Origin of the sequence: Streptomyces camelliae (genome assembly GCF_027625935.1) — a bacterium.
GTDB classification, from domain to species: Bacteria; Actinomycetota; Actinomycetes; order Streptomycetales; family Streptomycetaceae; genus Streptomyces; species Streptomyces camelliae.
Map to the genome: position 1 here is coordinate 4,028,330 of NZ_CP115300.1, position 25,711 is coordinate 4,054,040.

Annotated in this window: 18 protein-coding genes and 3 rRNA genes; 5 read left to right on the forward strand and 16 right to left on the reverse strand. The window is 68.9% G+C overall.

What is annotated here, in order from left to right; all coding sequences use genetic code 11:
• Positions 1–74: 74 nt before the first annotated feature.
• From O1G22_RS18320 to O1G22_RS18365, 10 genes are all read right to left on the reverse strand, one after another.
• Positions 75–719: an HAD family hydrolase gene (locus tag O1G22_RS18320; RefSeq protein WP_270082328.1), complete on the reverse strand. Its 645-nt coding sequence runs from the start codon at positions 717–719 to the stop codon at positions 75–77.
• Between the two features lie 60 nt (positions 720–779).
• Positions 780–896: ribosomal RNA gene (gene rrf / locus O1G22_RS18325) — 5S ribosomal RNA — on the reverse strand.
• An 84-nt stretch (positions 897–980) separates the two neighbouring features.
• A 23S ribosomal RNA gene (locus O1G22_RS18330) occupies positions 981–4,103 on the reverse strand.
• Positions 4,104–4,409: 306 nt separating this feature from the next.
• Positions 4,410–5,935: ribosomal RNA gene (locus tag O1G22_RS18335) — 16S ribosomal RNA — on the reverse strand.
• The 16S, 23S and 5S rRNA genes sit together here, the layout of an rRNA operon.
• A gap of 630 nt (positions 5,936–6,565) precedes the next feature.
• On the reverse strand, positions 6,566–7,378 hold the full coding sequence (proC, locus tag O1G22_RS18340) for a pyrroline-5-carboxylate reductase (protein WP_225097168.1): 813 nt from the start codon (positions 7,376–7,378) through the stop codon (positions 6,566–6,568).
• 59 nt (positions 7,379–7,437) lie between these two features.
• Positions 7,438–8,229: an ABC transporter permease gene (locus O1G22_RS18345; protein WP_270082329.1), complete on the reverse strand. Its 792-nt coding sequence runs from the start codon at positions 8,227–8,229 to the stop codon at positions 7,438–7,440.
• Positions 8,226–9,011, reverse strand: coding sequence for an ABC transporter ATP-binding protein (locus O1G22_RS18350; RefSeq protein ID WP_270082330.1), 786 nt, complete (start codon positions 9,009–9,011; stop codon positions 8,226–8,228). Before O1G22_RS18350 ends, O1G22_RS18345 begins: the two co-directional genes overlap by 4 nt.
• Before the next feature lie 104 nt (positions 9,012–9,115).
• Complete coding sequence (locus O1G22_RS18355; protein ID WP_270082331.1) at positions 9,116–9,898, reverse strand: class I SAM-dependent methyltransferase; 783 nt, start codon at positions 9,896–9,898, stop codon at positions 9,116–9,118.
• 154 nt (positions 9,899–10,052) lie between these two features.
• A complete protein-coding gene (locus O1G22_RS18360) occupies positions 10,053–10,577 on the reverse strand; it encodes an EamA/RhaT family transporter (RefSeq protein ID WP_270082332.1) in 525 nt (174 codons plus the stop codon).
• Positions 10,578–10,633: 56 nt separating this feature from the next.
• On the reverse strand, positions 10,634–10,939 hold the full coding sequence (locus tag O1G22_RS18365) for an SH3 domain-containing protein (protein ID WP_270082333.1): 306 nt from the start codon (positions 10,937–10,939) through the stop codon (positions 10,634–10,636).
• A gap of 178 nt (positions 10,940–11,117) precedes the next feature.
• Here O1G22_RS18365 and O1G22_RS18370 point away from each other — a divergent pair, with 178 nt between their 5' ends.
• Positions 11,118–13,220 carry an outer membrane protein assembly factor BamB family protein gene (locus tag O1G22_RS18370; RefSeq protein ID WP_270082334.1) on the forward strand — a complete coding sequence of 701 codons (2,103 nt, stop codon included), beginning with the start codon at positions 11,118–11,120 and terminating at the stop codon, positions 13,218–13,220.
• Positions 13,221–13,297: 77 nt separating this feature from the next.
• On the opposite strand, the gene ilvD is transcribed toward O1G22_RS18370, so the two are convergent.
• The 4 genes from ilvD to O1G22_RS18390 all read right to left on the reverse strand — a co-directional run bounded on the left by ilvD (position 13,298) and on the right by O1G22_RS18390 (position 17,927).
• Entirely contained in the window at positions 13,298–15,151 is a 1,854-nt protein-coding gene (gene ilvD, locus O1G22_RS18375; protein WP_270082335.1) for a dihydroxy-acid dehydratase, read from the reverse strand.
• Between the two features lie 136 nt (positions 15,152–15,287).
• Positions 15,288–15,995, reverse strand: a complete 708-nt coding sequence (locus O1G22_RS18380) for a TetR/AcrR family transcriptional regulator (protein WP_270082336.1) — start codon at positions 15,993–15,995, stop codon at positions 15,288–15,290.
• The gene (locus O1G22_RS18385) at positions 15,992–16,813 is read right to left on the reverse strand and encodes a sugar phosphate isomerase/epimerase family protein (protein WP_428986376.1); all 822 of its coding nucleotides are present in this window, start codon (positions 16,811–16,813) and stop codon (positions 15,992–15,994) included. The genes O1G22_RS18380 and O1G22_RS18385 overlap by 4 nt, the downstream gene beginning before the upstream one ends.
• 181 nt (positions 16,814–16,994) lie before the next feature.
• Positions 16,995–17,927, reverse strand: a complete 933-nt coding sequence (locus tag O1G22_RS18390; RefSeq protein ID WP_270082338.1) for a Ppx/GppA family phosphatase — start codon at positions 17,925–17,927, stop codon at positions 16,995–16,997.
• 146 nt (positions 17,928–18,073) lie between these two features.
• Here O1G22_RS18390 and O1G22_RS18395 point away from each other — a divergent pair, with 146 nt between their 5' ends.
• Positions 18,074–18,868 (forward strand): DUF3109 family protein, encoded by a 795-nt coding sequence (locus tag O1G22_RS18395; protein WP_428986377.1) that lies wholly within the window; start codon positions 18,074–18,076, stop codon positions 18,866–18,868.
• 64 nt (positions 18,869–18,932) lie between these two features.
• Here the strand turns inward: O1G22_RS18395 and O1G22_RS18400 are convergent, their stop codons facing one another.
• On the reverse strand, positions 18,933–20,729 hold the full coding sequence (locus O1G22_RS18400; protein ID WP_270082340.1) for a BACON domain-containing protein: 1,797 nt from the start codon (positions 20,727–20,729) through the stop codon (positions 18,933–18,935).
• 219 nt (positions 20,730–20,948) lie between these two features.
• Between O1G22_RS18400 and radA the strand changes: the two genes are divergently transcribed.
• Together radA and disA are read left to right on the forward strand one after the other, a co-directional pair.
• Positions 20,949–22,358 (forward strand): DNA repair protein RadA, encoded by a 1,410-nt coding sequence (gene radA / locus O1G22_RS18405; RefSeq protein WP_270082341.1) that lies wholly within the window; start codon positions 20,949–20,951, stop codon positions 22,356–22,358.
• Positions 22,359–22,438: 80 nt separating this feature from the next.
• Positions 22,439–23,563 (forward strand): DNA integrity scanning diadenylate cyclase DisA, encoded by a 1,125-nt coding sequence (gene disA, locus O1G22_RS18410; protein WP_270082342.1) that lies wholly within the window; start codon positions 22,439–22,441, stop codon positions 23,561–23,563.
• Between the two features lie 114 nt (positions 23,564–23,677).
• Here disA and O1G22_RS18415 read toward each other — a convergent pair whose 3' ends face one another.
• Complete coding sequence (locus O1G22_RS18415) at positions 23,678–24,508, reverse strand: hypothetical protein (protein ID WP_270082343.1); 831 nt, start codon at positions 24,506–24,508, stop codon at positions 23,678–23,680.
• A 180-nt stretch (positions 24,509–24,688) separates the two neighbouring features.
• Between O1G22_RS18415 and O1G22_RS18420 the strand changes: the two genes are divergently transcribed.
• Positions 24,689–25,564, forward strand: coding sequence for an HhH-GPD family protein (locus tag O1G22_RS18420; RefSeq protein WP_270082344.1), 876 nt, complete (start codon positions 24,689–24,691; stop codon positions 25,562–25,564).
• The last annotated feature ends 147 nt before the right edge of the window (positions 25,565–25,711 follow it).

Here is a 25,711-nt window from a genome sequence, read left to right on the forward strand (position 1 = left end):
CCGGGGGTCCGCCAGTAGAAACGATCGTCCGGAGGTCCGCATGACAATTGTCAGGCTCCGAGCGATGGCTCGGGTCATATCAGCAGGTCAAGCAACTCGCCCATGTCGCCGAAGAGTTGACTGGCACCGGCCAGCTTCCCGGCGGGCGTCATCGCGGTGAACCCGCAGACGTCCATCCCGGCCGCCACGGCGGCCCTCACACCCAGCGGCGAGTCCTCCACGACCACACAGCGCTCGGGGGCCACCCCCATCCGCTCGGCCGCGTAGAGGAAGAGATCGGGCCACGGCTTCCCCCGCCCCACGTCCTCCGAGCTGAAGATCCGCTCCTCCTCGAACCACCGGTCGAGCCCGGTCGTCCGATGCCCCACCCGGATCCGCGCATGACTCCCGGAGGAAGCCACACAGTACGGCACCCCGTCCCCGGCCAGCTTCTCCAGTACGCCGGTGACGCCGGCCACCGGCTCCAACTCCCGCTCGAACGCGGCGAACACGCGCGCGTGGAAGACGTCGTCGAAGTCGTCCGGCAACCGCTGCCCCGTCCGCTCCAGCACCAGCTCGTGAATCCGGTGCATAGCCGACCCCATGTAGTCACGGATGGAGTCCTCGTACGAGGTCGGGTGCCCCAACTCGGTCAGATAAGCGGCGAGATGCCGATTGGATATGGGCTCGCTGTCGACGAGCACCCCGTCGTTGTCGAAGATGACCAGGTCGTAGCGCATGGTGTCGAGCATAAACGCAGAAAGGCCCACGCCATCCGGCGTGGGCCTTTCCCAAGAATTGTTCGGCGGCGTCCTACTCTCCCACAGGGTCCCCCCTGCAGTACCATCGGCGCTGTGAGGCTTAGCTTCCGGGTTCGGAATGTAACCGGGCGTTTCCCTCACGCTATGACCACCGAAACACTATGAAACTGACAACCGAACCATGTGTGGCACATGGGGCTGTTCGTGGTTTCAGAACCAACACAGTGGACGCGAGCAACTGAGGACAAGCCCTCGGCCTATTAGTACCGGTCACCTCCACCAGTTACCTGGCTTCCAGATCCGGCCTATCAACCCAGTCGTCTACTGGGAGCCTTACCCCATCAAGTGGGTGGGAGTCCTCATCTCGAAGCAGGCTTCCCGCTTAGATGCTTTCAGCGGTTATCCCTCCCGAACGTAGCCAACCAGCCATGCCCTTGGCAGAACAACTGGCACACCAGAGGTTCGTCCGTCCCGGTCCTCTCGTACTAGGGACAGCCCTTCTCAAGACTCCTACGCGCACAGCGGATAGGGACCGAACTGTCTCACGACGTTCTAAACCCAGCTCGCGTACCGCTTTAATGGGCGAACAGCCCAACCCTTGGGACCGACTCCAGCCCCAGGATGCGACGAGCCGACATCGAGGTGCCAAACCATCCCGTCGATATGGACTCTTGGGGAAGATCAGCCTGTTATCCCCGGGGTACCTTTTATCCGTTGAGCGACGGCGCTTCCACAAGCCACCGCCGGATCACTAGTCCCGACTTTCGTCCCTGCTCGACCCGTCGGTCTCACAGTCAAGCTCCCTTGTGCACTTACACTCAACACCTGATTGCCAACCAGGCTGAGGGAACCTTTGGGCGCCTCCGTTACCCTTTAGGAGGCAACCGCCCCAGTTAAACTACCCATCAGACACTGTCCCTGATCCGGATCACGGACCCAGGTTAGACATCCAGCACGACCAGACTGGTATTTCAACGACGACTCCACAAACACTGGCGTGCCTGCTTCAAAGTCTCCCAGCTATCCTACACAAGCCGAACCGAACACCAATATCAAACTGTAGTAAAGGTCCCGGGGTCTTTCCGTCCTGCTGCGCGAAACGAGCATCTTTACTCGTAGTGCAATTTCACCGGGCCTATGGTTGAGACAGTCGAGAAGTCGTTACGCCATTCGTGCAGGTCGGAACTTACCCGACAAGGAATTTCGCTACCTTAGGATGGTTATAGTTACCACCGCCGTTTACTGGCGCTTAAGTTCTCAGCTTCGCCCACCCGAAAGTGAGCTAACCGGTCCCCTTAACGTTCCAGCACCGGGCAGGCGTCAGTCCGTATACATCGCCTTACGGCTTCGCACGGACCTGTGTTTTTAGTAAACAGTCGCTTCTCGCTGGTCTCTGCGGCCACCCCCAGCTCACCGAGTAAATCGGATCACCAGGCGTGGCCCCCCTTCTCCCGAAGTTACGGGGGCATTTTGCCGAGTTCCTTAACCATAGTTCACCCGAACGCCTCGGTATTCTCTACCTGACCACCTGAGTCGGTTTAGGGTACGGGCCGCCATGAAACTCGCTAGAGGCTTTTCTCGACAGCATAGGATCATCCACTTCACCACAATCGGCTCGGCATCAGGTCTCAGCCGTATGCAAGGCGGATTTGCCTACCTTGCGGCCTACACCCTTACCCCGGGACAACCACCGCCCGGGATGGACTACCTTCCTGCGTCACCCCATCACTCACCTACTACCAGCTCGGGTCACCGGCTCCACCACTCCCACCCACAGCAAAGCTGGGGGCAGGCGGCTTCACGGGCTTAGCATCACTGGATTCGATGTTTGACGCTTCACAGCGGGTACCGGAATATCAACCGGTTATCCATCGACTACGCCTGTCGGCCTCGCCTTAGGTCCCGACTTACCCTGGGCAGATCAGCTTGACCCAGGAACCCTTAGTCAATCGGCGCACACGTTTCTCACGTGTGAATCGCTACTCATGCCTGCATTCTCACTCGTCAACCGTCCACAACTACCTTCCGGTGCTGCTTCACCCGGCAGACGACGCTCCCCTACCCATCACAGCACCCGTTGGGGCTATATGCTGCAATGACACGACTTCGGCGGTACGCTTGAGCCCCGCTACATTGTCGGCGCGGAATCACTAGACCAGTGAGCTATTACGCACTCTTTCAAGGGTGGCTGCTTCTAAGCCAACCTCCTGGTTGTCTGTGCGACTCCACATCCTTTCCCACTTAGCGTACGCTTAGGGGCCTTAGTCGATGCTCTGGGCTGTTTCCCTCTCGACCATGGAGCTTATCCCCCACAGTCTCACTGCCGCGCTCTCACTTACCGGCATTCGGAGTTTGGCTAAGGTCAGTAACCCGGTAGGGCCCATCGCCTATCCAGTGCTCTACCTCCGGCAAGAAACACACGACGCTGCACCTAAATGCATTTCGGGGAGAACCAGCTATCACGGAGTTTGATTGGCCTTTCACCCCTAACCACAGGTCATCCCCCAGGTTTTCAACCCTGGTGGGTTCGGTCCTCCACGAAGTCTTACCTCCGCTTCAACCTGCCCATGGCTAGATCACTCCGCTTCGGGTCTTGAGCGTGCTACTAAAATCGCCCTGTTCGGACTCGCTTTCGCTACGGCTTCCCCACCCGGGTTAACCTCGCAACACACCGCAAACTCGCAGGCTCATTCTTCAAAAGGCACGCAGTCACGAGAATGTGCAAGCACATTCCGACGCTCCCACGGCTTGTAGGCACACGGTTTCAGGTACTATTTCACTCCCCTCCCGGGGTACTTTTCACCATTCCCTCACGGTACTATCCGCTATCGGTCACCAGGGAATATTTAGGCTTAGCGGGTGGTCCCGCCAGATTCACACGGGATTTCTCGGGCCCCGTGCTACTTGGGTGTCTCTCAAACGAGCCGCTGACGTTTCGACTACGGGGGTCTTACCCTCTACGCCGGACCTTTCGCATGTCCTTCGCCTACATCAACGGTTTCTGACTCGTCCCACGGCCGGCAGACCGTGGAAGAGAGATCCCACAACCCCGCATGCGCAACCCCTGCCGGGTCTCACACGCATACGGTTTGGCCTCATCCGGTTTCGCTCGCCACTACTCCCGGAATCACGGTTGTTTTCTCTTCCTGAGGGTACTGAGATGTTTCACTTCCCCTCGTTCCCTCCACTTGCCCTATGTGTTCAGGCAAGGGTGACAGCCCATGACGACTGCCGGGTTTCCCCATTCGGAAACCCCCGGATCAAAGCCTGGTTGACGACTCCCCGGGGACTATCGCGGCCTCCCACGTCCTTCATCGGTTCCTGGTGCCAAGGCATCCACCGTGCGCCCTTAAAAACTTGGCCACAGATGCTCGCGTCCACTGTGCAGTTCTCAAACAACGACCAGCCACCCATCACCCCACTAGCAAGCCAGTGAGTTTACTGGGGCCGGCGACTGAGGAAAGTTCGTTCCCTCAGACACCCAACAGCGTGCCCGGCCGGACCCCGTCCGGAGATCATGCGTTCCACGCTCTTGCGAGCAGTACTAGCAGCCTCCGACCCGTGACATCCGGCCGAATAATCAACGTTCCACCCATGAGCAACCAGCACCGGACGTTCGCCGATGTACTGGCCTCTGACCGAGCGAACCCGGTAAGAAGTGCTCCTTAGAAAGGAGGTGATCCAGCCGCACCTTCCGGTACGGCTACCTTGTTACGACTTCGTCCCAATCGCTAGTCCCACCTTCGACAGCTCCCTCCCACAAGGGGTTGGGCCACCGGCTTCGGGTGTTACCAACTTTCGTGACGTGACGGGCGGTGTGTACAAGGCCCGGGAACGTATTCACCGCAGCAATGCTGATCTGCGATTACTAGCGACTCCGACTTCATGGGGTCGAGTTGCAGACCCCAATCCGAACTGAGACCGGCTTTTTGAGATTCGCTCCACCTCACGGTATCGCAGCTCTTTGTACCGGCCATTGTAGCACGTGTGCAGCCCAAGACATAAGGGGCATGATGACTTGACGTCGTCCCCACCTTCCTCCGAGTTGACCCCGGCGGTCTCCTGTGAGTCCCCATCACCCCGAAGGGCATGCTGGCAACACAGAACAAGGGTTGCGCTCGTTGCGGGACTTAACCCAACATCTCACGACACGAGCTGACGACAGCCATGCACCACCTGTACACCGACCACAAGGGGGGCACTATCTCTAATGCTTTCCGGTGTATGTCAAGCCTTGGTAAGGTTCTTCGCGTTGCGTCGAATTAAGCCACATGCTCCGCCGCTTGTGCGGGCCCCCGTCAATTCCTTTGAGTTTTAGCCTTGCGGCCGTACTCCCCAGGCGGGGAACTTAATGCGTTAGCTGCGGCACCGACGACGTGGAATGTCGCCAACACCTAGTTCCCACCGTTTACGGCGTGGACTACCAGGGTATCTAATCCTGTTCGCTCCCCACGCTTTCGCTCCTCAGCGTCAGTAATGGCCCAGAGATCCGCCTTCGCCACCGGTGTTCCTCCTGATATCTGCGCATTTCACCGCTACACCAGGAATTCCGATCTCCCCTACCACACTCTAGCTAGCCCGTATCGACTGCAGACCCGAGGTTAAGCCTCGGGCTTTCACAATCGACGTGACAAGCCGCCTACGAGCTCTTTACGCCCAATAATTCCGGACAACGCTTGCGCCCTACGTATTACCGCGGCTGCTGGCACGTAGTTAGCCGGCGCTTCTTCTGCAGGTACCGTCACTTGCGCTTCTTCCCTGCTGAAAGAGGTTTACAACCCGAAGGCCGTCATCCCTCACGCGGCGTCGCTGCATCAGGCTTTCGCCCATTGTGCAATATTCCCCACTGCTGCCTCCCGTAGGAGTCTGGGCCGTGTCTCAGTCCCAGTGTGGCCGGTCGCCCTCTCAGGCCGGCTACCCGTCGTCGCCTTGGTGAGCCATTACCTCACCAACAAGCTGATAGGCCGCGGGCTCATCCTTCACCGCCGGAGCTTTCCAGGATCGGAGATGCCTCCGAACCTCGTATCCGGTATTAGACCCCGTTTCCAGGGCTTGTCCCAGAGTGAAGGGCAGATTGCCCACGTGTTACTCACCCGTTCGCCACTAATCCACCCCGAAGGGCTTCATCGTTCGACTTGCATGTGTTAAGCACGCCGCCAGCGTTCGTCCTGAGCCAGGATCAAACTCTCCGTGAATGTTTTCCCGTGATCGGGATGAACACCACGAGAGCGGTGCAAGAGGAGGAATGATCCTCTCGCACACAGCGTCCTCGCTGTGTTATTTCAAAGGAACCTCGCCCCAGCAGATGCTGGAGACGGGGTATCAACATATCTGGCGTTGATTTTTGGCACGCTGTTGAGTTCTCAAGGAACGGTCGCTTCCTTTGTACTCACCCTCTCGGGCTTTCCTCCGGGCTTCCCTTCGGTGTTTCCGACTCTATCAGATCTTTTCTCGATCCGATTTCCTCGGCGCTTTCCAGGTCCTCGCTCTCGCGTTTCCCTTTCCGGCGGTTCTGACTCTATCAGATCCTTTCGGCGTCTGACTCCCAGTCAGGGGGTTTGTCTTCCCGGTCCGTTGGGCCGTTCCGACGAGTGAGACTTTAGCGGATTCCTTGCTCCCGAGCTAATCGGGGGGCGGCGTCCTTTCGAACGCGGATTCCTCATTTCGCAAATACGCACGCCAAAGCAGTCGACGCCGAAGCGCCGATGAGTGGCGGGGACTTGCGGAATGGCTGTCCGGGGACCGACCTGGATCGGCGCTCACGTCAGACAACTCGGAGAACACTACGGATCGAGGTGAGGTGTGTCAACTCTCGTCCCTGAAGTTCAGTCCTTCTTACCGGAGGCGAGCTCGCGGCTGCGGTCGCGGGCGGCTTCCAGGGCGGCGATGAGGGCGGCGCGGACACCGTGGTTCTCCAGCTCACGGATGGCGTTGATCGTCGTACCGGCCGGTGAGGTGACGTTCTCGCGGAGCTTGACGGGGTGTTCGCCGCTGTCGCGGAGCATCACGGCGGCGCCGATCGCGGACTGGACGATGAGGTCGTGGGCCTTGTCGCGGGGCAGGCCGAGCAGGATGCCGGCGTCGGTCATGGCCTCGACCAGATAGAAGAAGTACGCCGGGCCGGAGCCGGACAGGGCGGTGCAGGCGTCCTGCTGGGACTCGGGGACGCGGAGGGTCTTGCCGACGGCGCCGAAGATCTCCTCGGCGTGCGCGACATGCGCCTCGGTGGCGTGGCTGCCGGCGGAGATGACCGACATGGCCTCGTCGACGAGGGCGGGGGTGTTGGTCATGACGCGGACCACCGGGGTGCCCGCGGGCAGCCGCTCCTCGAAGAAGGAGGTGGGGATGCCGGCGGCACCGCTGATGATCAGGCGGTCGGCGGGGACGTGCGGAGCCAGCTCGTCCAGGAGGGTGCCCATGTCCTGCGGCTTGACCGTGAGGATCAGGGTGTCGGCGGTCTTGGCGGCCTCGGCGTTGGTGACCGGGCTGACTCCGTAGCGGGCGCGGAGTTCTTCGGCGCGTTCGGGGCGGCGGGCCGTGACCAGGAGGTCGGCGGGGGCCCAGCCGGCGCGGATCATTCCGCTGAGCAGGGCTTCGCCGATCTTGCCGGTGCCGAGGACTGCGACTTTCTGGCTCATGGAGGCCAGTCTGGCACCGGGTTCCGGCGTACGGGCCCGTTGTCCGGTGGGCGGAACGGCTACGCGGTGCGGCGCCGTAGCGTCGCCGCGCCCAGCGCCAGGACCAGGAGTGCGCAGCCGGCCACGATCAGGACGTCGCGTACGAACGTCGCGGTCATGTCGGTGTGGTGGAGGACCTCGTTCATGCCGTCGACGGCGTACGACATGGGGAGGACGTCGGAGATCGCCGTCAGGGCGGGGTGCATGTCGGAGCGCGGGGTGAACAGGCCGCACAGGAGGAGCTGGGGGAAGATCACCGCCGGCATGAACTGGACCGCCTGGAATTCCGAGGCCGCGAAGGCCGAGACGAAGAGGCCGAGGGCCGTGCCGAGCAGGGCGTCGAGGAGGGCCACCAGGAGTAGCAGCCAGGGGGAGCCGGTGACGTCCAGGCCGAGGAGCCAGAGCGCCAGGCCGGTGGCCAGGGCCGACTGGATGATCGCGATGGCGCCGAAGGCGAGGGCGTAGCCGGCGATGAGGTCGGCCTTGCCGAGGGGCATGGCGAGGAGGCGTTCCAGGGTGCCGGAGGTGCGTTCGCGCAGGGTGGCGATGGACGTGACCAGGAACATCGTGATCAGCGGGAAGATGCCGAGCAGCGAGGCGCCGATGTTGTCGAAGGTGCGGGGGCTCGCGTCGAAGACGTAGCGCAGCAGTATGAGCATCACGCAGGGGACGAGCAGCATCAGCGCGATCGTGCGCGGGTCGTGGCGGAGCTGGCGCAGGACCCGGAGCGCGGTGGCGGTGGTGCGGGAGGCACTGAGCGCGCCGGTGGGGGTGGCGGGCGCGGTCGCGGTCGCGGGGGTGATCGTGCTCATCGGTTCTGCTCCTGGGTGCGGTGTGCGGTGGCGGCTTCGTCGACCAGGTGGAGGAAGGCGGCTTCGACGGTGTCCGCGCCGGTCCGGGTGCGCAGGGCGTCGGGGGTGTCGTCGGCGAGGATCTCGCCCTCCCGCATGAGGAGGAGGCGGTGGCAGCGCTCGGCCTCGTCCATGACGTGGGAGGAGATGAGGAGGGTGGCGCCGCGGTCGGCGGCGAGGGCGTGGAAGAGGTTCCACAGGTCGCGGCGCAGGACGGGGTCGAGGCCGACGGTGGGTTCGTCGAGGACGAGGAGTTCGGGGGCGCCGAGCAGGGCGACGGCCAGGGAGACGCGGCTGTGCTGGCCGCCGGAGAGGGTGCCGGCGAGGGCGTCGGCGTGGCGGGTGAGGTCGACGTCGGCGATGGCCCGGGTGACGTGGTCGTGGCGGCGTTCGGCGGCGGCTCGGCCCGGGTCGAGGATCGCGGCGAAGTACTCCAGGTTCTGGCGGACGGTCAGGTCGTCGTAGACGGAGGGCGCCTGGGTGACGTAGCCGACGCGGCTGCGCAGGGTGGCGTGGCCGGCCGGCCGGCCGAGGACGTCCAGGGTGCCGGTGGCCCTGGCCTGAGTGCCGACGACGGTGCGCATGAGGGTGGATTTGCCGCAGCCGGAGGGGCCGAGCAGGCCGGTGATCTGGCCGGGCGGGACGGTGAAGCGGAGGTGGTGCAGGACCGTGCGTCGGCCGCGGACGACGGTGAGGTCGTCGGCGCGGATGGCGGCGTGGCCGGCGGCCGCATAATTCATCATGTGATGAATAATGGTTCCGGGTCGGCACAGCCGTCAAGGGGTGCGCATACGGCAGCGGCGGCCGGGAGGGTCCGGCCGCCGCTGTGGGTGGGACTGCGTCGAGGTCAGGGTTTGCGGGCCACGAGCAGGAGCACGTCGTACGTCTCCTCGACGATCCCGTCCGGGAAGACCTTCAGCAGGTGGCCGCGCTCCTCCTCCAGGAAGGCGGTCCTGCGGTCCTCGGGCGCGACGAGGAACATCGACTGGCTGCCGATGTTGCCGAGGCGGGTGTCGATCGGGACGCGGCGGCTCCAGCGGACCGTGCGGCGGGTGAAGTCCAGACGGCCGCTGGGGTCGGCCCGTTCGGTGCGTTCGGCGGCCTTGCGTGCCTCGGCGATGTCGATGCCGAAGAAACGGCCTTTGCGTTCGGCCGCCGCCGCGATCCAGTCGATGTCGAAGGCGTCGGTGTTCCACCACAGCGCCAGCGCGCCGCCCGGCCGCAGCACGCGCAGGGCCTCCGGCACCGAACGGGTGGTGTCGGTCCAGTGCCACGCCTGGGCGTAGGTGACGACGTCCGCGTGGGCGTCGGCGACGGGGAGGGCGTCGCCGCTGCCGCGGACGATCGGGAGGTGGGGCAGCGCGCGGCGGAACTCCGCGGCCATGCCCGCACCGGGCTCGACGGCGAGGACGTCGGCGCCGCGCTCGTGCAGGAGGGAGGTGGCGATTCCGGTGCCGGCGCCCACGTCCAAAACCCTGGCCCCGGTGAGCGGACGGCCGGCCAGCTCCTCGACGGTGTCGAAGAGGGCGGGCGGGTAGGAGGGGCGGTGCGCGGCGTACTGGGCGGCTGCGGCGTTGAAGGAGTGGGCTCGGGCGGCGGGTGAGGCCGGCGGTGGTGGCGTCGTGGTCATACGGCCATGGTGGGTGAGGGGACGAGGGCGCCACAGGTGGTTTTCGGGGCGGGAACCGTCGGCCGAAAGCGAGCCGCAGCCCGGTGGACCCGGTCGCACCCGTGGCCGCCGGCCTCACGTGCGCCGTGGCTTCCTCACGTGTGCCGTGGCTTCCTCACGTGCGGCGCTTCTTCTTCGACGGGTTGCCGGTGCGGCGGGAGGTGCGGCGGTCGTAGGCCTCGCGGGCGCTGTCGTACTCCTCGCGGTGGAGCTTCTCGCCCGGGGCCTCGGTGAGGGAGCGGAAGAAGTAGGCGAGGAGGGAGCCGACGAAGCCGATGGCCAGGAGGCCGCGCAGGGAGGCCTGGCGCTGGGGGTCCTGGCGCTTGCCGAAGCCTTCCCAGGTGTTGCGGAAGGCGAGCGCGCTGCAGATCGCGAACATGGCGATGACCAGCACGGTCACGAAGGAGCCGGTGTCGGCGATCCGGATGCCCTCGTAGGCGAAGCGCAGGATCAGGCAGGCGGCGACGGCCGCGGCGAGGGAGCCGGCGGCGACGCCGGCGCGGCGGGCCGCGTAGCCGTTGTCGTGGTCCACCCAGGAGGTGCCGAAGAAGCGCAGGGGCTCGGGGCGGGGGCCTCCGCCCTGGGCCGCGCCGCCTGGGGAGCCCGCCGGGGTGCCGGGGGTGCCGGTTTCGTCGCTCACGGCATCGATTATGGCGAACGGCTGCGGCGCCGGGCAGGGGCGGGCTCCGAGTGGGGTCAGCCGCAGCGCGAGGCGATGTAACCGTCGCTGCCGGTCTGGACGTAGGCGTCGGAGACGTACTCGCCGTTGTCGATGTTGTCCCAGATGTTCGACGTGCCGTACGGGCCCGAGACCGTCGTGCCGGGGGCCTGGCAGAAGATCGGGACGCTCATGCCCTCGGGCAGGACGCGGACGATGCCGTAGTTGGTGCCCGGGCCGCTGCGGACGTTCAGACGGACGCCCGGAGCGACCGGGTACGTGCGGATGGTCGTCTCCGCCGTCACCGCGTCGGCCTCGACCTCTTCGGTACGGTCAACAGCCATGTGAAACCTCCCCGTGAACCCCATGGTCGCCATGGGTGTCAGTGATCCCCGTGATCGGGCCGCGGCACAGGTGTGCGCGACTCGCGCGCGCAGGCTAGCAAGCCGCCTCTGTCTCGCACGAGTCATCGACTAGGCTCCGTGCGTCGCGCGCGCGGACGAACAGCACGGGGGTGGTCCCATGGCGCCACGGAGAAACACGGGGGCGGGCGCGGAAGCGGAACTTCCCGAGTACGCCGGTCACTATCTGCTGGAGTCCTGTCTGGGGTCGGGCGGCATGGGGGTCGTCCATCTGGCCCGCAGCACCTCCGGGATGAAGCTCGCGGTGAAGGTCGTACACGCCGAGTTCGCCCGGGACCGGGAGTTCAGGGGCCGTTTCCGGCAGGAGGTGGCCGCCGCCCGGAGGGTGAGCGGTGCCTTCACCGCGTCCGTCGTCGATGCCGATCCGGAGGCCGAGCGGCCCTGGATGGCCACGCTGTTCATTCCCGGGCCCACGCTCTCCGAGCACGTCAAGCGGAACGGGCCGATGCCGGCGGCGCAGTTGCGGCGGCTCATGGCCGGGCTCGCCGAGGCGTTGCGCGACATCCACCGGGTGGGGGTCGTGCACCGGGATCTGAAGCCGAGCAATGTGCTGCTCGCGGAGGACGGGCCGAAGGTCATCGACTTCGGTATCTCCCGACCCAAGGACAGTGAACTGCGCACCGAGACCGGGAAGTTGATCGGTACGCCGCCCTTCATGGCGCCCGAGCAGTTCCGGCGGCCGCGCGAGGTCGGGCCCGCCGCCGACATCTTCGCGCTCGGCTCGGTGCTGGTGCACGCGGCGACCGGGCGCGGGCCGTTCGACTCGGACAGCCCGTACGTCGTCGCCTACCAGGTCGTGCACGACGAGCCCGATCTGACCGGGGTGCCGGAGAGTCTCGCGCCGCTGGTGCTGCGCTGTCTGGCCAAGGAGCCCGAGGACCGGCCGACGCCCGACGAGCTGATGCGGGAGCTGCGGTCGGTGGCGGCCTCGTACGACACGCAGGCGTTCATACCGGCGCAGCGCACGGGCGGCGACGACGAATCGGCGGCCGAGCGGCCGGCCGCGGGGAAGCGGCCCGAGCCGGTGGGCCGCAGGCGGGTCGGCAGGAAGGTGGCGGTGGGGGCCGGGGTGCTCGGGCTCGTCGTGGCCGCCGCGGTGGCCTCGGTCCAGCTGCTCGGGGGCGGTGGCCGTACGCCGGCCGGTGCGAGCCCGCACGCCAAGGCGGCCGCGTTCAGTTCCTGGCAGGTCAGGCCGGCGTCCGAGGCGTCGGGGATGCCGCAGTGCGCGTACGGGGCGGGGGCGGTGTTCTGCGCACGGGGCGGCGCCGCTTTCGCCCTCTCCCCTGCCGACGGGAAGCTGCTGTGGCGTCGCTCCGCTGCCGCCGGGCCCGTGTGCGGGGCGCCGGTTCCGGCCGGCTCGCTCGTGCAGTTCTGCACGGCCGGCGGCTCCCTGCTGACCGCACGCGACCCGCGCTCCGGCGCCGAGGTGTGGAAGCGGCGGCTGCCACACGGCACCACGGTCCGGTACGCCGGGGGTGCGGCCCTGATCACGGGCGCGGACGGAACGGTCACCGGGGTGGACGGCAGGTCGGGCCGGACCAGGTGGCACCGGCGCCTGCCCGGCTACAGCACGCCGTCGCTCGCCTCGTTCGCCGGGGATCCGCTGGCGTACGCGACCACCTCGTCGCGGGACGGGGCGCACACGCATGTCGCCGCCGTGGATCCGGGCACGGGTGCGGTGCGCTGGGAGGCGTCGCTGGACGGCATCCTGGACCCCGTCGGGAGCCAGGGCGGATCCGTGTTCTTCCTGTCCGTCGACAAGTCCTGGGCCACCGACGCCGTGGTCCGCTACACACCGGCCGCCAAGGCCTCGCGCCGGGTGGCCCTCCCGGTCCCGCGTGTGTCACCGCAGGCCTCCGTGCACGCGGACACCGTGTATCTGCTGGCCGCGGGCGGCTCGTTGGAGGCCGTCGACCTGGGCGCGGGCAAGCGGCTGTGGCACCTGGAGACGTCCGTCAGCCGCGGTTCGGTCCCGGTCGGCGACGGTGCGCACGTCTACGTCACCGCCGCCGACGGGCGCCTGCTGGCCGTCGACGCGCGCAGCGGGCGCCTCGTCGGGCAGACTCCGGCGCGGCTCGGCGCCGACGCGGACGTGGTCACCGCCGACCTGCCGGCACCGCTGGTCGTCGACGGCCACGTCTACGCCGGCGCCCCCGACGGAACCGTGTTCGGCGTGGCCGCGCGGAACCCGGCCGACTGGTGACCTACGGAGTCCGGCCGGCTGCTGACATGCCGAGGGGCCGCCCCCGTCGGGAGCGGCCCCTCGGCGGATGCGCGGGCTCAGCCCAGCTTGGTCACATCGCGCACGGCGCCCTTGTCCGCGCTGGTGGCCATCGCCGCGTAGGCGCGCAGGGCGGCCGACACCTTGCGCTCGCGGTTCTTCGGGGCGTACACCCCGCCCAGCGCCTGCTCGCGGCGGGCGAGTTCCGCCTCGTCGACGAGGAGCTCGATCGTGCGGTTCGGGATGTCGATGCGGATGCGGTCGCCGTCCTGGACCAGGGCGATCGTGCCGCCGGAGGCCGCCTCGGGGGAGGCGTGGCCGATGGACAGGCCCGAGGTGCCGCCGGAGAAGCGGCCGTCGGTGATCAGGGCGCAGCTCTTGCCGAGGCCGCGGCCCTTCAGGTACGAGGTCGGGTAGAGCATCTCCTGCATGCCGGGGCCGCCCTTGGGGCCCTCGTAGCGGATGACGACGACGTCGCCGTCCTTGACCTCGTGGGTGAGGATCCGCTGGACGGCCTCCTCCTGGGACTCGCAGACGACGGCCGGGCCCTCGAAGGTCCAGATCGACTCGTCCACACCGGCCGTCTTCACCACACAGCCGTCGACCGCCAGGTTGCCCTTCAGCACGGCCAGGCCGCCGTCCTTGGAGTACGCGTGCTCGACGGAGCGGATGCAGCCGCCCTCCGCGTCCTCGTCCAGGGCCTCCCAGCGCTCGGACTGGGAGAAGGCCTCGGCGGAGCGGACGCAGCCCGGCGCCGCGTGCCACAGCTCCACCGCCTCCGGGGAGGGGGAGCCGCCGCGCACGTCCCAGGTCTTCAGCCAGTCGGCGAGGGAGGGGCTGTGGACGGCGTGGACGTCCTCGTTGAGCAGGCCCGCGCGGTGCAGTTCGCCGAGCAGGGCCGGGATGCCGCCGGCACGGTGCACGTCCTCCATGTAGTACGTGCGGTTCTTCGCGACGTTCGGGGCCACCTTCGCCAGGCACGGCACCCGGCGCGAGACGGCGTCGATCTGCTCCAGCCCGAAGGGGACGCCCGCCTCCTGGGCGGCGGCCAGCAGGTGCAGGATCGTGTTGGTGGAGCCGCCCATCGCGATGTCCAGGGCCATGGCGTTCTCGAAGGCCTGGAAGGTGGCGATGTTGAGCGGGAGGACCGACTCGTCGTCGTGCTCGTAGTAGCGGCGGGTGAGGTCCATGACCGTGCGGGCGGCGTCGACGTAGAGCTGCTTGCGCGCGGTGTGGGTGGCGAGGACCGAGCCGTTGCCGGGCAGGGACAGGCCGATGGCCTCGGTCAGGCAGTTCATCGAGTTGGCGGTGAACATGCCGGAACAGCTGCCGCAGGTCGGGCAGGCGTTCTCCTCGATACGGAGGATGTCCGCGTCCGAGATCTTGTCGTTGACGGCGTCGGAGATCGCGTCGACCAGGTCGAGCGTGCGGACCGTGCCGTCGACCAGCGTGGCCCGGCCGGACTCCATCGGGCCGCCGGAGACGAAGACCGTCGGGATGTTCAGGCGCAGGGCCGCCAGCAGCATGCCCGGGGTGATCTTGTCGCAGTTGGAGATGCAGACCAGGGCGTCGGCGCAGTGGGCCTCGACCATGTACTCCACCGAGTCCGCGATCAGGTCGCGGGAGGGCAGGGAGTACAGCATGCCGCCGTGGCCCATGGCGATGCCGTCGTCCACGGCGATCGTGTTGAACTCGCGCGGGATGCCGCCCGCCTCCGTGATCGCCTCGCTGACGATCCGGCCGACCGGCTGGAGGTGGGTGTGGCCCGGCACGAACTCGGTGAAGGAGTTCGCGACCGCGATGATCGGCTTCCGGCCGATGTCCGCACCGGGTACACCGGAGGCGCGCATCAGGGCGCGGGCGCCCGCCATGTTGCGGCCGTGGGTGACTGTGCGGGACCTCAGCTCGGGCATCGTCGCTCGCTCCTTCGAAGATCTGCCAGACATTTCTGGTTGTCTCCGAGCGTACGCCGGTGCTCCAAGGGCTGGACGTGGTTGTCCGGAATGCGGGACGCGCGTTTCATCGCGGCCGTTCACCCGGCCGTCGGTCTCACCGGTCCGTGAGGTGGTGCTGTACGACCGGGGCGACGCGCGCGACGATCTGCTCCAGGTCGGCCGACGCCAGCGGCTCCAGCTTGATCACGTAGCGCAGCATCGCCGCACCGACCAGCTGCGCGGCCGCCAGCTCGGCGCGCAGTTCCGGGTCCGGCAGGTCCACCCGGGCGGCGACCCGGCGCAGCAGCTGGGAGGCGATCAGCCGGCGGAAGACGGCGGCCGCGGTGTCGTTGTTGACCGCCGAGCGGACGATGGCCAGCAGCGGGGTGCGGGTCGTGGGGTTCTCCCAGATGCCGAAGATGAAGCGGGTCAGCCGCTCCCCCACCCCGTCCAGCGGGCCGGCTGCGACCGCGTCCGGCGCGTCGAGCGCGGGCGCGAAGGCCACGGCGACGGCCGCCTCGAAGACCTGTTCCTTGGTGCCGAAGTAGTGGTGGACGAGCGCCGAGTCGACCCCGGCCGCCTTGGCGATGCCCCGGACGGACGCCTTCTCGTAGCCGCGCTCGGAGAACTCCTCGCGGGCCGCGGTGAGAATGCGGTCGCGGGTGTCGGCGGATTCCGTGCGCGGGGGCCTGCCCCTTCTGCGGGCCGCCTTTCCGGCAGCCTGCTCGGCGGGCTTCCCGACAGCCTGCTCGGCGGGCTTCCCGACAGCCTGCTCGGCGGGCTTCTCGGCATCCCTCTCGGCGGAGGACGGGGTCTCGCTCATGGCCGGGACACCCGTACCGCCGAGGACAGGTGTTTGCGGGTGAAGGACAGGGCCTCGGCGAGATCGGCCTCGCGCTCGGCGCCGGACATCGCCCGCCGCGTGTTGACCTCGATCACGACATGGCCGTCGAATCCGCTGACCACGAGGTGCTCCAGCAGCTCGGCACAGGGCTGGGTGCCGCGGCCGGGCACCAGGTGCTCGTCCTTGGCGGAGCCCCGGCCGTCGGCGAGGTGGACATGGCCGAGCCGGCCGCCCATGCGGTCGACCATCTCCAGGGCGTCGGCGCGGGCCGTCGCCGTGTGGCTGAGGTCGATCGTGAAGTGCCGGTAGTCGTGCTGGGTGACGTCCCAGTCGGGCGCGTAGGCGAGCATCTCCCGGTCGCGGTAGCGCCACGGGTACATGTTCTCGACGGCGAACCGTACATCCGTCTCGTCCGCCATCCGCCAGATCCCGTCGACGAAGTCGCGCGCGTACTGCCGCTGCCAGCGGAAGGGCGGGTGTACGACGACGGTGGAGGCGCCCAGCTTCTCGGCGGCCGCGCGGGCCCGCTGGAGCTTGACCCAGGGGTCGGTCGACCAGACCCGCTGTGTGATCAGCAGACAGGGGGCGTGCACGGCCAGGACCGGGATGCCGTGGTAGTCCGACAGGCGGCGCAGCGCCTCGATGTCCTGGCTGACCGGGTCCGTCCACACCATGACCTCGACACCGTCGTACCCGAGGCGCGCGGCGATCTCGAAGGCCGTCGCAGTGGACTCCGGGTAGACGGAGGCTGTCGACAGCGCGACGGGGACGTACCTGGGTTCAGCCACGTCCGTCACCTTACGGGGTTGAATGGCTCGGGCGTTGGGTGCCTGTTCGCCGTTGTGAGCTTTGCCATTCGGGCGGGTGCGGGTGCGTGGTGCGTTCTCGCTCCCCCAAGCTCTCAACTTCGTTCGAGCAGGGAGGTACCCCCATCGCGGCGGAGCCGCATATCGATGCAGCCCCGCGCCCCTTGGGTTTCTACGCGGATCCCATGTGATCCAGGCGCCGCAGGATCACGCCCTCGCGCAGCGCCCACGGGCAGACCTCAAGGCTTTCCACCCCGAAAAGATCCATCGCCGCCTCGGCCACCAGCGCACCCGCCAGCAGCTGGCCGGCCCTGCCCTCCGAGACTCCCGGGAGCTCGCCGCGCTGCTCGGCCGTCATGCCGGCCAGGCGCGGGACCCAGGCCTCCAGGGACTCGCGCTTGAGTTCCCGCTGGACGTAGAGGCCCTCGGCGCTGCGGGCGGCGCCGGCGATGCGGGCGAGCTGCTTGAAGGTCTTGGAGGTGGCGACGACGTGGTCCGGGGTGCCGCGGCGGCTGAATTCGCCGACCGTGCGGGCGATCTCCGTGCGCACATGGCGGCGCAGGGCGCGGATGTCCTCGGGGGCGGGTGGGTCGCCGGGCAGCCAGCCTGCGGTGAGCCGGCCGGCGCCGAGCGGCAGGGAGACGGCGGCGTCCGGCTCCTCGTCTATGCCGTAGGCGATCTCCAGGGAGCCGCCGCCGATGTCCAGGACCAGCAGCTTCCCGGCGGACCAGCCGAACCAGCGGCGGACGGCGAGGAAGGTGAGCCGGGCCTCCTCAGCGCCGGAGAGGACCTGGAGGCGTACGCCGGTCTCGGCCTCCACGCGCGCAAGGACGTCGTCGGCGTTGTCGGCCTCGCGGACGGCAGAGGTCGCGAACGGCAGCAGGTCCTCGACACCCTTGTCCTCGGCGGCCTGGAGCGCGTCCTGGACGACGGCGACCAGCTTGTGGATGCCGTCCTCGCCGATGGCACCGCTGCCGTCGAGCAGTTGGGCGAGCCGAAGGTCGGCCTTGTGCGAATGCGCGGGCAGCGGGCGCGCGCCGGGGTGTGCGTCCACCACCAGCAGATGCACCGTGTTCGAACCCACGTCCAGGACACCGAGTCTCATATACGGAACGCTACTGCCAGATCGTCCGTCCTCGGTCCCCGAAGCGGTGCCGGGCCACTTACCCTGGTGCTGTGCCAAAGACGAAAAAGGCGAAGGATCCCAAATCCTCCAAGGGAGCGAAGGATTCTGCGCAGGCGAGGTCGTCCGTGTCCAAGAAGTCGTCCAAGAAGTCCGAGCAGGCCCCGAAGGTGAGCGACGAGAAGGGGCTCGACTTCGCGCGCGCGTGGGTGGAGTTTCCTGATCCGGCGGACGACGAACAGGTCTTCCGCTGTGATCTGACATGGCTGACCTCTCGCTGGAACTGCATCTTCGGCAGCGGCTGCCAGGGCATCCAGGCGGGCCGCGCGGACGACGGGTGCTGCTCGCTGGGCGCGCACTTCTCCGACGAGGACGACGAGAAGCGGGTCGCCGCGCATGTGGCGCGGCTCACGCCGGAGATCTGGCAGCACCACGCCGAGGGCACGCGGCACGGCTGGGTGTCGGAGGACGACGAGGGCTCCCGCCAGACCCGCCCCTTCCAGGGCTCCTGCATCTTCCAGAACCGGCCCGGTTTCGCGGGCGGCGCGGGCTGCTCGCTGCACATCCTCGCGCTGCGGGAGGGCCGGGAGCCGCTGGAGACCAAGCCGGACGTGTGCTGGCAGCTGCCGATCCGGCGGACGTACGACTGGATCGACCGCCCCGACGACACGCGCGTCCTCCAGGTCTCCATCGGCGAGTACGACCGCCGGGGCTGGGGTCCGGGCGGGCACGACCTGCACTGGTGGTGTACGTCGGCGACGTCGGCGCACGGCGCGGGCGAGCCGGTGTACGTCTCGTACCGGGCCGAGCTGACCGAGCTGATGGGCAAGGCGGGGTACGACCGCCTGGTCGAGCTCTGCGAGGCCCGCCTGGCATCCCAGCTCCCCCTCCTCGCCCCGCACCCGGCGGACCCGGCACCGTAACTCGCCCGCCGGCCGCAACTCGCCCGCCGGCCGCCCTCACCCCTTTTCCCGCTCTTCCCCCAGCTCATCCCTGACTGCCTGACGGACTCGGCGTCCCGCTGTCGGACGGAGTCGGCGTCGGGGTGGGTGAGGGAGGTGGGCTTGTGGGCGGTGGTGTGGGAGTTGAGGTGGTGGGGGGTGGGGAGGTCGGTGGGGTTGTTGTGGGTGGGTTTGTCGGGGTTGGTGTGGGGGTCGGGGTGTTCGGGGGTGGGGACGTCGGGCCGGTGGGGGCTGTGCCGTAGCCGTCGATCGTGACCACCGCGCCCGCCGGGGAGATCGCCACCTGTGCGTGCCAGTGGCCGGAGGGCTCGCGGAGGTGGTCGACGTACACCTTGATCGTCAACGTGTCGCCGGGGTTCAGGGTTCCCGATGACCGGCTGAGGTAGAGCCACACCGCCGACGTGGACGCCGACCAGCGGACCGGGGCGGGGCCCGAGGCCGTGAGGGTGATCAGCGTGGTGTCGCCGTCGTTGGCCGCGCTGACGGCCAGCTGTCCGGCGCCTTTCGTACCCGCCCCCGCGACGCTGACCACCTCCACGGAGACGTCCGCCTTGCCGTTCCTGCCGATGCGATCGCCGGGCTTCACGCGCGCGTTGCCCGCGTTCTCGTAGCCGCCTCCCTGGTCGTCGGCGAGGGCGTCGGGACCCTGTGTCTCGCTCGCGGTGGGCGACCGGCCGTCCCCCTCCGCCGTGGGCGCGCCCCGGTACGCGGCCCACAGGGCCAGCACGGGGGCGGCGACGACCGTGGCGACGACCGTCGTCGTCACCGCACGCGCGCGAAGGCGGTCGCGGCGGGCCGCGCGGTCCTTGGGGTCCATCGGGAAGCCGCGCCGGTCGAAGCGGGGTACGGCCGCGCCACGCGCGCGCGGGTGGTGGGCCAGGGCCAGGTGCAGGGCCGCACGGGGAGCCTCCAGCACCGGCAGCTCTGCCGGGGTGACCGTGGCGCCGGGCCAGCGGCCGGGGACGGCGCGCTCGGCGATCCGGCGGCAGCGCGGACAGTCGTCGACGTGCCGGACCAGTTCCCGGCGCAGCGCGGTGCTCAGGACCAGGCGGCTGTCGCCCGTGAGGTGGGCCACGCTCGGGCAGACGCCGGTCTCGACCACGGCGAGGGCCGCGCGCGTGCGCTCGACCTCGCAGGCGGCGGAGGCGAGCAGTTCGCGCGCGACGGCGGGCTCCATGCCGAGGACGGCGGCGACCTCGTGGGCGGTGAGGTGGTGGCGGACGGCCAGTTCCAGCGCCTCGCGCTGCTCCGGGGTGGTACCGGCCGCCTCCGGCCACGCGAGCAGGGCGAGTTCACGACGCCGCTGCTCCTGGATCTCGGGGGCGAGGGAGGGCGCGGGGACCTGCTTCCCCGCCGGACCGCCGGCTGCGCCCGCCGCCGCACCGCCTGCGCCCGCCGCCGCACGATCCGCCTTCGCCACCGCCCCGCCCGCCTTCGCCGGCGCCGGGCGGCCCGCCGCATGCGTGGCCTGACGTTTCTGCTTGGCCTCGGCCAGCCCGCGCAGGCATGCCCAGCGGGCCAGGGCGTAGAGCCAGGCCCTGCGGTCGGCGGCGGCCTCCGGGACGCGGTGGGCACGCCGCTCGGCCAGGGCGAGGACGTCGCCGAGGGCGGCGGTGGCCGCGTCGTGGTCGCACAGCACCGACAGGCAGTAGGTGAACAGTCCGTCCAGATACGGCTCGTAGCGCGCCGGCGGCCGGTGGGCGAGGGTGCGCGCGGCGGCGCGGTCGCGTTCCTCGCGCGCCTCACGTGCTTCGCGCGCCGCGCCTTGCGCCCGGTGCGCGCCGGTGGTGCGGGTCGTGGTCCCCGGACTGCTGCTCATCATCCGTGCGACCGTAGGCGGCGCTGGGGTGCCCCTTCGCGTACCTTGAGCACTTTTAATCCGTACGGGTGAAACGATCCCTCATAAGGGGACAGGAACCCTTCATTCCGCGGCCGGATTCCGATGGGCGGTGGCTGATATCGGCCCACCCACATGTGTCCCGCCCGCCGCTCCTGCCGCACCGGCCCGCCGATTGTCAGTGCCGCGGGCTACGGTTTCCGCATGGCTGCCCGTACGAAGACCACCAAGGACCGCCCGTCCTACCGCTGCACCGAGTGCGGCTGGCAGACGGCCAAGTGGCTCGGCCGCTGCCCCGAATGCCAGGCGTGGGGCACGGTCGAGGAGTACGGCGCCCCCGCGGTCCGTACGACGGCACCCGGCCGGGTCACCACCTCCGCGCTGCCGATCGGCCAGGTCGACGGCCGCCAGGCCACCGCCCGCACGACCGGCGTGCCGGAGCTGGACCGGGTGCTCGGCGGCGGACTCGTCCCCGGCGCGGTCGTGCTGCTCGCGGGCGAGCCCGGGGTCGGCAAGTCCACCCTGCTGCTGGACGTGGCCGCCAAGTCCGCGAGCGACCAGCACCGCACGCTCTATGTGACGGGTGAGGAGTCGGCGAGCCAGGTGCGGCTGCGCGCCGACCGTATCGGCGCCCTCGACGACCACCTCTATCTCGCCGCCGAGACCGACCTGTCCGCCGTCCTCGGTCACTTGGACGAGATCAAGCCGTCCCTGCTGATCCTGGACTCGGTGCAGACGGTCGCCTCCCCGGAGATCGACGGCGCACCCGGCGGCATGGCCCAGGTGCGGGAGGTCGCGGGCGCCCTCATCCGCGCCTCGAAGGAGCGGGGCATGTCCACGCTCCTCGTGGGCCATGTCACGAAGGACGGCGCGATCGCGGGCCCCCGCCTCCTCGAACACCTCGTGGACGTCGTCCTCCACTTCGAGGGCGACCGGCACGCGCGCCTGCGCCTGGTGCGCGGTGTGAAGAACCGCTACGGCGCCACGGACGAGGTCGGCTGCTTCGAGCTGCACGACGAGGGCATCACGGGCCTCGCCGACCCCAGCGGCCTGTTCCTGACCCGGCGGGACGAACCGGTGCCGGGCACGTGCCTGACCGTCACCCTGGAGGGCCGCCGCCCGCTGGTGGCCGAGGTGCAGGCGCTGACCGTGGACTCCCAGATCCCCTCCCCGCGCCGGACGACCTCGGGCCTGGAGACGTCCCGGGTGTCGATGATGCTGGCGGTGCTGGAGCAGCGCGGGCGGATCAGCGCGCTCGGCAAGCGGGACATCTACTCGGCGACGGTGGGCGGAGTGAAGCTGTCCGAGCCTGCCGCCGACCTCGCGATCGCGCTGGCGCTGGCCTCCGCCGCGAGCGACACCCCGCTGCCGAAGAACCTGGTGGCGATCGGCGAGGTGGGCCTCGCGGGCGAGGTCAGACGGGTGACGGGCGTGCAGCGCCGGCTCGCCGAGGCGCACCGGCTGGGCTTCACACACGCGCTCGTGCCGACCGATCCCGGCAAGGTGCCGCCCGGTATGAAGGTCCTGGAAGTCGCGGACATGGGGGACGCGCTGCGGGTCCTGCCCCGCTCCCGTCGCGGAGAGGCCCCACGGGAGGCGGAGCAGCGCCGGTAGACTTTGCCCAGGTCTCGCCCGTCCGTACGAACCGCGTGCGGGAGCGGGGGCGCGTCAGAACCTGCGACCGGAGGAGTGCAGTGGCAGCCAACGACCGGGCAGCAGCTCCCGGAAAGTCCGGTGGGAGTGCCGGTTCCGATGGCCTGATGCGCGCCTCGCTGAGCGCCGTGGCTCCCGGTACGGCCCTGCGTGACGGCCTTGAGCGCGTGCTGCGCGGCAACACCGGCGGGCTGATCGTCCTCGGCTCCGACAAGACGGTCGAGGCGATGTGCACGGGCGGCTTCGTGCTGGACGTGGAGTTCACCGCGACCCGGCTGCGCGAGCTGTGCAAGCTGGACGGCGGCATCGTGCTGTCGTCGGACCTGTCCAAGATCCTGCGCGCCGGCGTGCAACTGGTGCCGGACCCGACGATCCCGACGGAGGAGACGGGCACCCGGCACCGTACGGCGGACCGGGTCAGCAAGCAGGTCGGCTTCCCCGTCGTCTCCGTCTCCCAGTCGATGCGGCTGATCGCCCTCTACGTCGACGGCCAGCGCCGCGTACTGGAGGACTCGGCGGCGATCCTGTCCCGCGCGAACCAGGCACTGGCCACGCTGGAGCGGTACAAGCTCCGGCTGGACGAGGTGGCGGGCACGCTGTCGGCGCTGGAGATCGAGGACCTGGTGACGGTCCGAGACGTGTCCGCCGTCGCGCAGCGGCTGGAGATGGTCCGCCGCATCGCCACCGAAATCGCCGAGTACGTGGTCGAACTGGGCACGGACGGCCGCCTTCTCGCCCTCCAGCTGGAGGAGTTGATCGCGGGCGTCGAGCCGGACCGCGAGCTGGTCGTACGGGACTACGTCCCCGAGCCGACGGCGAAGCGCTCCCGCACGGTCGAGGAGGCGCTGTCCGAGCTGGACGCGCTGACCCATGGGGAGCTCATCGAACTCAGCACGGTGGCGCGGGCACTGGGCTACACCGGGTCTCCCGAGACCCTGGACTCCGCGGTGTCCCCGCGCGGCTTCCGTCTCCTGGCCAAGGTCCCGCGCCTGCCCGGCGCGATCATCGACCGGCTGGTGGAGCACTTCGGAGGCCTGCAGAAGCTGCTCGCCGCGAGTGTGGACGACCTGCAGACCGTGGACGGGGTGGGCGAGGCGCGGGCGAGGAGCGTGCGGGAGGGCTTGTCCCGGCTGGCCGAGTCTTCGATTCTGGAGCGGTACGTGTAGCGCGCCCCAAAGGGGCGCGGGGCTGTATCGATATGCGGCTCCGCCGCGTGGGCGCGAAGCACCACGACAAACCGCAGCCGCCCTACGACGGGGCCGCCCGAGCTGCCAGGCGCCCTAGTCCGCCGACAGCACGAACGAAGCCTGCTGCTGCCCGAACCCCGGCGTCCGCGCCTCCAACAGATACGTGTCCGCCTTGGCCGAGCCCGCCGCAGGCGTCCCGCACTGCGGGGCGCTCGGCTTGCGGTCCCACTTCACCGTGTACGTGATGCTCTGGCCCGCCGGCACCCGGAAGACGAGGTTCGCCGCGCCCTTGGGGCAGTCGGACGACGTCCAGTAGGCGTGGCTGCCGGTCGACGGCGTGATGGTCAACACGGCGTTCTTCGGGCCGAGATCGATCTTGCAGTCGGCGGAAGAGCTGTTCTTCGCGGTGAGTTGGAAGGTGGGCGTCTGGTCCGGCGAGTAGGTGTTGCTCAGGCTCTTCAGGCTCAACGCCACTGCGGAGGACGTGCAGGCGGGCAGCGGGGAGGAAGCCGGGAGCGCGTCGCCCGCGACGACGCCGGTGCCGCCCGCCGCACCCGAGGCCGAGCCGTCACCGGAGCCCGAGGAGCCTGCCGAACCCGTGGAGCCGGAGGAGCCGGCGGAACCCGAAGAAGAACCGTCACCCGAACCCGAGCCGCTCCCGCCGGAGTCCCCACCGCTCGACTCGTCGCGCCCGCCCGGGTGTTGGCTGATCGCGGGCCCCGACGAGGACGGGCCGGGCGTGATCGTGTGCGCGGGATTCTTGCCGTTGGACGCGTCGGTGTTCTTCTTGCCGCCCCCGCCGCCGGCCATGACGATCCAGGTGATCAGCAGCGCCAGTACGGCGACCACGGCCAGCATGACGGCCCTCCTTCGCCAGTAGATGGAGGAGGGAAGCGGCCCGACCGGATTGCGCAGAGATCCCACGGCCCAAACTGTACGAGAGATCGGCGCGCTGTCTTGCGCCACCCGCCGCGCGAACGCCAACTTTTCCGGATCATCATTCCGGTAACTGCCGTAACGGCCAAGGTTCTTCGCGTTTCGCCACGCTCGGTGACCGTGCCGTCACCCGTCCTGCCCGGTGAGGCGTGGCAGGATCGGAAGGCCATGACTGAGAAGCTGCACACCCCCGTGATCGCCTGGTTCGACGCCCATGCCCGCGACCTCCCCTGGCGCCGCCCGGAGGCGGGCCCGTGGGGTGTGATGGTCAGCGAGTTCATGCTCCAGCAGACCCCGGTCAGCCGGGTGCTGCCGGTGTATGAGGAGTGGCTGGCCCGCTGGCCGCGCCCGGCCGATCTCGCGAAGGAGGCTCCCGGGGAAGCGGTGCGCGCCTGGGGGCGGCTCGGCTATCCGCGCCGGGCGCTCAGGCTGCACGGGGCCGCGGTCGCCATAACGGAACGGCACGGCGGGGACGTACCGACGGATCATGCACAGCTGCTGGCGCTGCCCGGGATCGGCGAGTACACGGCGGCGGCCGTCGCCTCCTTCGCGTACGGGCAGCGGCATGCGGTGCTGGACACGAATGTGCGCCGGGTCTTCGCGCGGGCGGTGACGGGGGTGCAGTACCCGCCCAACGCGACGACGGCCGCCGAGCGCAGGCTCGCCCGCGAGCTGCTGCCCGCGGACGAGAAGACCGCCGCGCGCTGGGCCGCCGCCTCGATGGAGCTGGGCGCACTGGTGTGCACGGCGAAGAACGAGGGGTGCGCGCGGTGCCCGATCGCCGCGCAGTGCGCCTGGCGGCTGGCGGGCAAGCCGGAGCACGAGGGTCCGCCGCGGCGCGGGCAGACGTACGCCGGCACCGACCGCCAGGTGCGCGGCAAGCTGCTCGCCGTGCTGCGCGAGGCGCACGCGCCGGTGCCGCAGGCGGTACTGGACCGGGTGTGGCACGAGCCGGTGCAGCGCGCCCGCGCGCTCGACGGGCTCGTGACGGACGGTCTGGTGGAGCCGTTGGCGGGCGGCCTGTACCGGCTGCCGCTGAGCTGACGGACAGCCAAGCCACAGGGACGGAGCTTCCGTTACCGAGCATCTCGGCCGACATACCTCCCCATAAAGGGACATACCGGTCGCCTTCTTTACCCCGAACCTACGGCCGTTACACAACCGACGGATAGCCGATTGCTAGCCGAAGGC

What these genes read in the sequence shown, in the direction of transcription:
- O1G22_RS18365 (WP_270082333.1), bottom strand. Translation starts at nt 10,939, where the DNA reads ATGGCTGTTGACCGTACCGAAGAGGTCGAGGCCGACGCGGTGACGGCG.
- O1G22_RS18420 (WP_270082344.1), top strand. Translation starts at nt 24,689, where the DNA reads ATGACTGAGAAGCTGCACACCCCCGTGATCGCCTGGTTCGACGCCCAT.
- radA (WP_270082341.1), top strand. Translation starts at nt 20,949, where the DNA reads ATGGCTGCCCGTACGAAGACCACCAAGGACCGCCCGTCCTACCGCTGC.
- O1G22_RS18320 (WP_270082328.1), bottom strand. Translation starts at nt 719, where the DNA reads ATGCGCTACGACCTGGTCATCTTCGACAACGACGGGGTGCTCGTCGAC.
- O1G22_RS18400 (WP_270082340.1), bottom strand. Translation starts at nt 20,729, where the DNA reads ATGATGAGCAGCAGTCCGGGGACCACGACCCGCACCACCGGCGCGCAC.
- O1G22_RS18345 (WP_270082329.1), bottom strand. Translation starts at nt 8,229, where the DNA reads ATGAGCACGATCACCCCCGCGACCGCGACCGCGCCCGCCACCCCCACC.
- proC (WP_225097168.1), bottom strand. Translation starts at nt 7,378, where the DNA reads ATGAGCCAGAAAGTCGCAGTCCTCGGCACCGGCAAGATCGGCGAAGCC.
- O1G22_RS18380 (WP_270082336.1), bottom strand. Translation starts at nt 15,995, where the DNA reads ATGAGCGAGACCCCGTCCTCCGCCGAGAGGGATGCCGAGAAGCCCGCC.
- O1G22_RS18390 (WP_270082338.1), bottom strand. Translation starts at nt 17,927, where the DNA reads ATGAGACTCGGTGTCCTGGACGTGGGTTCGAACACGGTGCATCTGCTG.
- ilvD (WP_270082335.1), bottom strand. Translation starts at nt 15,151, where the DNA reads ATGCCCGAGCTGAGGTCCCGCACAGTCACCCACGGCCGCAACATGGCG.
- O1G22_RS18370 (WP_270082334.1), top strand. Translation starts at nt 11,118, where the DNA reads ATGGCGCCACGGAGAAACACGGGGGCGGGCGCGGAAGCGGAACTTCCC.
- O1G22_RS18355 (WP_270082331.1), bottom strand. Translation starts at nt 9,898, where the DNA reads ATGACCACGACGCCACCACCGCCGGCCTCACCCGCCGCCCGAGCCCAC.
- O1G22_RS18350 (WP_270082330.1), bottom strand. Translation starts at nt 9,011, where the DNA reads ATGATGAATTATGCGGCCGCCGGCCACGCCGCCATCCGCGCCGACGAC.